This is a genomic window from Chitinophaga polysaccharea (genome assembly GCF_902150045.1).
In the GTDB taxonomy this organism is placed as follows: domain Bacteria; phylum Bacteroidota; class Bacteroidia; order Chitinophagales; family Chitinophagaceae; genus Chitinophaga; species Chitinophaga polysaccharea_A.
The window spans coordinates 736,211-745,757 of the sequence record NZ_CABFVU010000001.1 but is presented as its reverse complement, the minus strand read 5'-3'; the positions used below and the strand labels follow the sequence as shown (position 1 = coordinate 745,757).

Genomic DNA, 9,547 nt, shown 5'->3' with positions numbered 1-9,547 from the left:
AAAGCGCCTTATGAAAGCTTTAGGGATTACTATCTTATGCTGGTGTTGTTGTCTGCAGGTTGCTGCGCAGCAGGAACCGCTGTACTCTCAGTATATGTTCAACGGCATGATCATCAATCCGGCTTATCCTTCTATGGATGAATCTTCCAGTCTCACGGCAGTGGGCCGTAACCAATGGGTAGGAGTGGAAGGCGCCCCAAAAACAGCTACCGCTTCCTTTTATACGCCGATCAAGGCTACCAACACCAGTTTTGGCGTATCGCTGATGAATGAAAAGATTACTGTGAATTCGCAAACGGCGGTGAACCTGAATGTTTCCCAGCGGGTGAAGCTGAGTGAGAAAATTTACCTGGCGCTGGGACTGAAGGGCGGTATGTCTCATTTTAAGGAAGACAACAGTTCACTGAGCACTACCGATCCTGTTTTTGCGCAGAACCAGAGTTACTGGAAAACAGATGTAGGCTTTGGGTTCATGTTGTTTACAGACCGTTTCTTTATAGGGTTGTCGTCACCTACTTTCAAGAGCTTCGACCTTGGCAACAGTGTGAATAAAGTAGTGGTGGAGTCGCACTACTATCTCCAAACAGGTTACCTGGTGAATATTAATGATGATGTAAAGCTGAAGCCAAACGTGTTATTGCGGCAGGTGAAGGGCGCAGGTTTCCAGTATGATCTGAATGCCAATATCCTCCTGAAGAATGTAGTGTGGCTGGGCGCATCCTGGCGTTCCGAGAAAACAGTGACAGGACTGATACAGGTGCAGGCCACCAAAAACCTGCAGATAGGATATTCTTATGATACGCCTATGCAGTCGAACCTGAAAGGCGCGCAAACGGTGTCGCATGAAGTGATGATCAATTACCGCTTCTCGTGGTCGAAGTGGAAAGTGGTGGCGCCGCGTTATTTCTAAATTTAAAATCAAGAATGGTATGCGAAAATACAAATTCTCTTCCCTCATACTTTTCCTGGGTATTATTCCCCTGTTTGTTTCCTGCAGCTTTGTAAAGGACCGCGTGCAGCTGGGCGGTGTAGGCAGTATGGCCAAGGTAAAGCGTGCCGAACGGCTTTATAAAAGACAGGAGTATGAAAGAGCTATCTCACTGTGTAATGAAGTGATTAATAATGGCAGCAGTGAGGAAATATTACGCCGTGCGAAGTTGCAGTTAGCCCGGGTGTATTTTGAAACCAGGCAGTTTGAGAAAACGATCAGCCTGTGCGACGAGTTATTATATAAACCAGGAAAAGATGTACTGGTAACAGATGTAACCAATTACATTGATCTGCTGAAACGTACCGGCAGGGTATTGAAAGCGCAGGAGATCAGTGCAGTGTATGCCAATAACTATAAGAACAATGCACGCTTTACCAACCTGAAAGAGTCCCTGGTGAACTATTACAGTTTCTTTAACCGTGATTCCATGGAGAATGTGAAAGTGGACAGTTTGCGCCTGAATTTACCCGGTTACCAGTATGGCCTCGCTTTATACCGTAATAATATTGTATTTCTTTCCAACGACATCCGGAAAAACGAACAGCAATCTTTCTATACCAACTCCAGATTATACCAGATCTCTGAAGATGGGGTAGAGCCTTTTAACAACAGCCTGCGTGGTGTGTTACAGGTAGGACCTGCCTCTTTTTTTGATAACGGGCAAAAGGTGATCTATACTTCCAACCGTTTTACCGATGTAAAGAACGACAAGAACTCCTATATTAATTATAACAACGGCACACAATTGTTATCGGCTGTTTACCAGCAGGAGCATGATATGTGGAGTAAGCCGGTGCCGGTGAAGCTGGTGAAGAATATGGACACTTATTCTTTCCTGCATCCGTCAGTTGCTCCGAATGGTAAACGTTTGTACTTTGCATCCGATATGCCTGGCGGTCAGGGGGGTACGGATATTTACTATGCCGACTGGGACAAAACCGCCAAACGGTGGAAAACGCCGGTGAACCTGGGGCCGCAGGTAAATACCAATGGAAATGAGCTGTATCCTTTTGTAGTGGGTGATAAGCTGTTCTTTTCCTCTAATGGCCTTCGCGGGTTTGGAGGATTGGACATCTTCATGATAAATATTAAAAAACCGGAAGAAGGAACCGTACATTTGCCCTATCCTGTGAATACACAGTTTGATGATCTGAACCCTGTGCTGGATGAAAATAAATTGTTACTATACTTTACATCAGACCGTTCTGGAGCTCATGATAATGATCACATTTATGTGCTGAACCTGAAGAAAAATCCTTTGAAACAGCTGGATCTGCCTTATCCCGGCAAACCAGTAAAAGAAGACGACCCTGTGCCTTATACCATGAACCAGACGGATAGCCGCCGTCAGCTGACTTTAGTAGGAACCAGAGAATACGACAATCTCCCTGTGCAACAACCGGTGGTGGATAGCGCCGTGTTAAAACTCATTCCCGCTATAGCCGTTACCGTTAGTGCTGAGCGCAACATGGCAGACTATGCCAGTGAAGTTACAGACAGTTCTCCCGAAATGATTCCCTGGCAAAACGATCATCCCGGTACCACCACTACAGCATCCACGGTTACAGTTACTACTGCTGCCCAGGCAGCAACTATTGGCGGAACAACTTACAGTAACCCGGCAATGGTGCCCTGGCAACAAGCAAGCAAAGCTTTCGCTATACCTAACGGTACCGGTTACACGCTGATGAAAGACAGCACCGTAAAGGCCCTGGAAGCCTTGTGGAAAGTGCCCGGCGTGATCTATTATGACCTGAATTCCTTTATACCACAAGACCAGGAATGGCGTAAGCTGGATTCTATATTCAGAATATGGAAGGCTAACCCTCACCGGATCATACTGGTGAACGGGCATACGGATATTATTGGCACCGAGCGGTATAACCTGTCGCTCTCAAAAAACCGTGCGGTATATATCCAGGAATGCCTGCTCAGCAGGGGCGTAGCGGCAGATAAAGTAAAGATCAATTATTTCGGATCTACCCGCCCGGTATGGATGGCCGGGAATCTGAGGCTGGAAGAGAACAGGGATTATTTTATACAACTGCTGGGTGTAAACAGAAGGTGCGAGATCAGGATTCAATAAACTATTTATCGGTTATTTTTTAGCGTATATCAAACTAATACAAATGAACAAATTTTCCTCACTAATGCTATTACTGGCGGTAGGCACACAAGCCTTCGCACAGGAGATGCCTGTTGTGTTCAACAAGAGTTTCAGCGCTCCCAAAAACCAGTACAGGAAGCTGGCCATCGCGGAGAACAACGCTATTGTTGCCATCGGGGGTGGAACAGATAATGGTTGCATTACTAAATTATCTGCCACAGGCACGCTTATTTACAATGCCAAATTGAATAAAGGCGGCCTGGTAGCGTACCAAGACCTGTTGCTGCTGCCCAAAAATGAACTGGTAGCAGTAGGCGGTGGTACCATTGCCTATGGCAATGCACGTATTACAAAACTATCGGCCACCGGTGAAGTAGTATTTGACAAAAGCATCGGTAACGGCCAGGGTGGCTATTTTACCAGGGTGATTACCGACCGGCATGGTAATTACATTACCGTGGGCGTTGATGGCAGCAAGCCCGCACAGGCACGCATCACGAAGATGTCGCCCGATGGTAAAGTAGAATTCGACAAGGGTTTTGGCGCGCATAATGTGTTTACCAATGTGCTGATAGATGAAGATGAAAATATTGTTGCTGTAGGCGGCGATGTGGGTGACGGACAGGGAAAGGCTTATATGGTAAAAGTAGATGGAAAGGGAGAGAAACAATTTGAGCTTTCCTTTGGTAAACCAGGCGCTACATTTGAAAAGATGTTACTGCTGGAAGATGGCGCCGTACTGGCTATGGGCGGAGGTGCTTATGGCACCGGCAATGCCAGCCGTATTGCTAAAGTAAACGCTGAAGGACAAGTAGTATTTGATAAAGAGTACAGCACGGCGGATGGTAAGTTCAACGCCATGAAGGTGAACGACCTGGGGCAGATTTTTGCATGCGCAGAAGAGAAAGACAAAGGCCGTATTGTGAAACTGCGCCCGGATGGTACAGAGCTGTTCAACAGGGAAACAGATGCCGCATTATATGCACTGGAAGTAGGCAAAAACGGGAAAGTTGTAGCTGCCGGTGGCAATGTAAGCAACAACACGGGTAAGATCGTGAAGCTGCTCCCTGACGGTACTGTTTCCATTGATAAAAACCTGGGCTCTGTGTTCCAGCACCTGTTACTCACAGAAGATGATGAGATCTGCGTAGTGGCAAAAGAAGGCTACCGTATGATCAAGCTAAGCCCCGACGGTGAAATGATGTTTGATAAACAACTGGGCAAATACGATGCAAAAACTACATTGGCATCGTTGCTGATGAGCCCTTCCGGCGAGATCCTGGCAGCAGGCGGCGGTGATGAAGACGGTAACCGGATCATCAAGATCAGTCATGGCGTATCCATTAATGATATTGCCGTTTCCGAACCATTGAATGGGTTATCCAATGCTACACTGACCATTACCTTATCCGGTTTTTTAAGAAGCAACGGTGTTCGTACGCCCGTTAACGTGCATTATAAAACCATCCCGCATAAAGGTGGCGCCGGTGCATCGGATTTTGATGTAACCGAAGGAACCATCTCTTTTGTGCCTTCCGAGTTTGCCGCAGGCGCTATCATTTCCAAATCTATCCAGATCCCTGTTAAAAGCGATAACCTGCTGGAAGGTAAAGAAGCTTTCCACGTAGAAGTACTGGATGCTTCTGAGCTGTACCTCACCAAGGCAAAGGGCGAGGTAACCATTTTGGATCAACCGGCTATGGTAAAATTCATTGGCGGCAACAACGGCGCAGAACCGGCTACTGATGTAGTATTTTCTGCGGGTTTGTTTAAACGCGATAATACCCCGCTGATCAATGCCACTTCCAAACCGGTTAGATTAACTTATAAGTTCGGTAACGGAACAGCTTTGCCCGGCGCTGATTTTATCAGCAGTATCAAAGCGCCTTTTGTGATTGACAGTGGCGCCACCACTGCCAGCCTGAGCGTGAAGGTAAAAGACGATAACCGGTTTGAACTGGCTGAAACTATTGTGCTGGTGTTAAGTGAAATTAAAGCGGAGAATGAAGCGGTGGTTGGATATAATGGAGATGTAACTTCTATATCTGCTTCACAATACATACAGGATCAGGCTGCTTATATTACCCTGGTGAAACTCACTGATGCAAATGAGTCTGCCACCGCCCCGGTAAGTATGTTTAAATGTATACTGGTAAAAGCATCCGATCAGAGCGTGCAAACAAATTGCACAGGAAGTGATATCAATATTTTCTTCGGGGTAGACTCTTCCAGTACGGCTGCTTACGGTAAAGACTATGTGATTATGAACGGCGACATGGTAAAGATCACCGGCGATTGCGCTTTCAGTGAAACCGACATACAGGTGGCGCTGGTAAACGATCGTGTAAAGGAAACGGATGCGCTGGTATCTGTAAAACTGCGCGATGTTATAGCGGCAGCTAACGCAGGAGTATTGAAGATTTCACCTGAGCTGAAGCTACATAAGGCGGTGGCTGTTATCCACGACGATGATAACGATGAAGGCACTGTGCTTACCGCCAAATAACAACGGCTTGGATCAATAACCGATATACGCGCTTCAGGCACACTACATTCCCGCATATTTAATTATGCGGGATTTTTTTTGATATTAAACTTAAAAGCAGCATCTTTTATATTAGAATATAAAAGATGCCGCTTTTTTATATATGGATAAATCCGCTTATTAGCTGTTCTCGTAGATAACAATAGATTAACATTATTTTTTTTAAAAAAGAGTTGTGTCTTTTAATGGTTAACTTGGGAATAGCCTGGTATCTCCTTACCGGGCTTTTTTATAGTGGTTTACGCATCACATAATCGTCCATGATATAGCCGTTGCCGATATCTGTTTTCTTCTCTTTCAATACGCTGAATCCCTGTTTTTCGTAGAAGTATTTTGCTTTGTTGAAGCGGTTTACATCGAGTTCCAGCGTATGGGCGCCGCGGTCTTTCACCTGGTCTGCCACCTGTTGCAGCAGGAATTTGCCTACTCCTTTTCCCTGGTAGCTTCCATCAAGATAGATCTTATGCAGTTTAAAAATGCCGGCTGTATCTGTAGTGCCGTAAGCGGCAAAACCGATAGGCGCGTTGTCATCCAGCAGGATGAAGAACTGATGTCCAAGCTCCGTGATCTGTTTGTTCAGGGAGGCTGTGCTGTACATCATGTCTAGCATGTATTCTATTTGTTCCGGTGTAAGAATGGATTGATAGGTAGGTCGCCAAATCTTTTCTGTGAGTTCCTGTATAACAGGAATATCGTTAACGGTAGCTGCTTTGATGTGGTACATAATTATTGAAGGCTGTTATTTTCTTTCAGTATGTTTTCTATGGTTTTTTCCAGTTGATCGAGGGGTGCATATCCCCTGGTGCAGAGGTACAATTGTTTACCCGTGTCCAGGATGGCAGCGGGGAACCCGGTGATGCCCCAGTTCTGGATCAGCTGGAATTCCTGCTGGGTTTCGTAGCGGTAATTTTCATCATGCAGGCGGCTGATAAATTCATCTTCCGGCAGGCTGAACTTTTTGATCAGCGAACGGTAGGTACTGTCGTTATTCAGGCTCTGGCCATTATAATTCAGCGCTACCTGCATGTCGTGCGCAAAGGTGATGGCGTTTTCCGGCTGGTATTGTTTAAAGACTGTAAGCGCGATCCCTGGTTTTTCGGAATCCATGATCTCTTCTGAAGGAAGTAGTTTTTCCAGGAAGGCTGCGCCGAATTTTGCGCCCGTCATATTTTCCACATTGGTGTGCTCCCGCAGGATATATGCCTTCATGGAAGAAAAGGGATGGCGGTTATCGCCGGTGATCATTCCCCCGGAGAGGATATCAAATTCCATGTTCCCGTTATTGCGTTCCTGTAGTTGTTGTACTACAGGAGTAAAGCCATAGCACCAGCCGCACAGCGGATCGTAAATATAAATGAATCTCATAGCAGTAGCTTTTAGGCCCTGTAACAAAGGTACTAAAAGCTTACTGCCGGAAATGGGAGTTACTGGTTGTCCCGTTCAAAAAAATGTTCCTCATGTAGTTTTTTCGAGAGGGCGCTGTCCTTTCGTATAGCCTTGACAGAAAGACGTATTGCGAATACAAGGGTAATAACAGAAGCGCACATAAGAAAGATGTTATTGCCGAGAAAAAGGAAGAAATCGAATGTTCCGTGAAAGAAAACGGCGATGAGGAGTGCTCTGAACAGGAGCGCGCTGCTTTTTTGCGGTATAAATTTAGCCAGGCCGGCGTAGTAACCCATTAGTACGGCAAAGGCGCCGTGGGCGGGCACGGAAAGGAACATGCGGGCAATACCGGTGCCCACGCCGAACCTGCCTACGTAGGCAATATTTTCCAGAGTGGCAAAGCCCATCCCGATCATAACGGCATACACGATCCCGTCCAGTGGTTCATTGAATGCTTTTTTGGGATAGGCGAACAGCAGTAGTACCAGGAATTTAGCCAGTTCTTCAGAGATGCCTACCACGCCATAAGCAAATGCGGCTGTGCCCAGTATAGTGCCGTTATTTTCGCGGAGGCCAAGTTCAGCGGCGAGGCCCTGTACTGTAAGTGGCAGTGCCACGCAGAGCATACCAAGCAAAAAGCTTTTTACCAACAGGTTGGTGGGCTCCCGGTCGTATTTGTCTACCAGGTATATAAAAAGACAGATAGCAAAACCAGGGGCCACGGCCAATGCCAATAACATCATGGAAGGATATTTTTTTGTTGCTTACGTTGCAGCAGGTAGTTATTGAGCATGTCAACAGTGAAACTGCTAAGATTGTTTGCTTTTGTGATACCTCCTTTCTGTGCGGCGAGGGTACCATACTTAATATCCTGGAACCCCGGGATGCTGTGGGCATCGGGATCTATGGAGATGAGCACCTTTTTTTCCAGGGCATAATGCAGCCAGGTCCAGTCGATATCGAGGCGGCGTGGATGTGCATTGAGCTCTATCACTACATTGTTGGCAGCGCATGCGTCGATGATGGCCTTATGATCCACGGGGTAACCATTGCGGCTCAGGAGCAGGCGGCCGGTCATATGCCCGAGGATGGTGGTATATGGATTTTCGATGGCTTTCAGGAGCCTGGCCATTGCTTTTTCTTCTGTCATTTTGAGATTGGAATGCACAGAAGCAATTACAAGGTCAAATTTAGCCAGGATCTCGTCCGGGTAGTCCAGTGCGCCATCGTTGAGAATATCGGATTCTATGCTTTTAAAAATGCGGAATGGGGCCAGTTTTTTATTCAGCTCATCGATCTCGGCATGTTGGGCCAGGATCCGTTCTATCTGCAGGCCATTCGCATAAAAAGCGGTGCGGGAGTGATCGCTGATCACTAGGTATTCGAAGCCCTGAGCTTTGGCCGCGATGGCCATTTCTTCCAGGGAGGATTCGCCGTCGCTCCAGTTGCTGTGCGAGTGGATAATGCCTTTGATATCGGAAGAAACGATGGTTTCCGGCAGCTGATGGTTGCGCGCCAGTGTTAATTCGTTGATGCCTTCCCGTAGGAACGGTGGTATGTAGTCCATTCCGGCCGCGCTGAAAATGGCTTCTTCAGAAATGGCATTGTGGATGAAGGCAGCGCCGCCTGCCGCGTTGAATTTATCGATAAAGGCAGGGGAGCCGGTGGTGTTAAATAAGGTAGCTGCAAAGCTGGCTGCATCGCAGCAGTGGGTGATCACTTTCAGTTTTTCATCCAGTTGCCATACCAGGTTACCGGCATTGGCAGTGGTGAGGGAAAAGCCGGGCAGGGTGGATAGTTGTTGTTGTACTACCTCCACCGGGGCTGCTATGAGCAGTTCTATTTCATCGATGATAATACTTTGGCGGCGGAAGGCGCCGGTGAGCGACACAGCAGCGGGTGCCATGAGCTGTTGCAGTTGTTTTTCCAGTTCCTGGCCGGTAGCCGCTACTTCTGCGAAGAGGAAGCGGTGGCGGTTGGAGAGATAGAATTCGATGTTCTGGCGAACGCTTTCCTGTGTTTTGGCGCCGAATCCTTTGAGGAGCATGAGGCGGTTTTCATTACAGGCGTAGAGCAGTTCACCCATGGATTCTATTTCCAGTTCTTTCCAGATGGTGGCTATTTTTTTAGGGCCCAGGCCTTTGATCTTCATGATTTCGAGGATACCGGCCGGGGTAATTTCCATGTAATGGTTCAGAAGTGAGCATTGCTGGGTATCGAGCATTTCCAGGATACTTTTCCCGGTGGATTCGCCTATGCCTTTGATCCTGAATATCTCATCACGGGGAATATCTTTGAGGGGGCTGGGCAGTTTTTCGATGGTGAAAGCTGCGCTGGCGAAGGATTTGGCTTTAAAGCTGTTTTCTCCGTGGATATCCATCAGTTTGGACAGGAGGGAGAAGTTATCTGATATTGAATAATTATCCATGCCGTAAAAATACGGAGTTACGGGGATTGTGTTGGGGGGTGGGTATAAAAAAAGATCCCGGCACATATGCCGGGATCCTTATAACTACAT

Annotated in this window: 7 protein-coding genes; 3 read left to right on the top strand and 4 right to left on the bottom strand. The window is 47.0% G+C overall.

What is annotated here, in order from left to right; genetic code table 11:
- Positions 1–10: 10 nt before the first annotated feature.
- From FN124_RS03000 to FN124_RS02990, 3 genes are read left to right on the top strand one after another with little or no spacing between them, the layout of a single operon-like run.
- Positions 11–910 carry a PorP/SprF family type IX secretion system membrane protein gene (locus FN124_RS03000; RefSeq protein ID WP_185937070.1) on the top strand — a complete coding sequence of 300 codons (900 nt, stop codon included), beginning with the start codon at positions 11–13 and terminating at the stop codon, positions 908–910.
- Between the two features lie 19 nt (positions 911–929).
- On the top strand, positions 930–3,077 hold the full coding sequence (locus FN124_RS02995; RefSeq protein WP_142683302.1) for an OmpA family protein: 2,148 nt from the start codon (positions 930–932) through the stop codon (positions 3,075–3,077).
- A gap of 43 nt (positions 3,078–3,120) precedes the next feature.
- Entirely contained in the window at positions 3,121–5,604 is a 2,484-nt protein-coding gene (locus FN124_RS02990) for a Calx-beta domain-containing protein (protein ID WP_142683301.1), read from the top strand.
- Between the two features lie 268 nt (positions 5,605–5,872).
- Here FN124_RS02990 and FN124_RS02985 read toward each other — a convergent pair whose 3' ends face one another.
- The 4 genes from FN124_RS02985 to FN124_RS02970 are packed head-to-tail and all read right to left on the bottom strand — an operon-like array spanning position 5,873 to position 9,457.
- Positions 5,873–6,367 carry a GNAT family N-acetyltransferase gene (locus FN124_RS02985; protein ID WP_142683300.1) on the bottom strand — a complete coding sequence of 165 codons (495 nt, stop codon included), beginning with the start codon at positions 6,365–6,367 and terminating at the stop codon, positions 5,873–5,875.
- A gap of 2 nt (positions 6,368–6,369) precedes the next feature.
- Entirely contained in the window at positions 6,370–7,008 is a 639-nt protein-coding gene (locus FN124_RS02980; protein ID WP_142683299.1) for a DsbA family protein, read from the bottom strand.
- 59 nt (positions 7,009–7,067) lie between these two features.
- Entirely contained in the window at positions 7,068–7,772 is a 705-nt protein-coding gene (locus FN124_RS02975) for a PrsW family intramembrane metalloprotease (RefSeq protein WP_142683298.1), read from the bottom strand.
- Positions 7,769–9,457 carry a DNA polymerase/3'-5' exonuclease PolX gene (locus tag FN124_RS02970; protein ID WP_142683297.1) on the bottom strand — a complete coding sequence of 563 codons (1,689 nt, stop codon included), beginning with the start codon at positions 9,455–9,457 and terminating at the stop codon, positions 7,769–7,771. The genes FN124_RS02975 and FN124_RS02970 overlap by 4 nt, the downstream gene beginning before the upstream one ends.
- Positions 9,458–9,547: the final 90 nt, after the last annotated feature.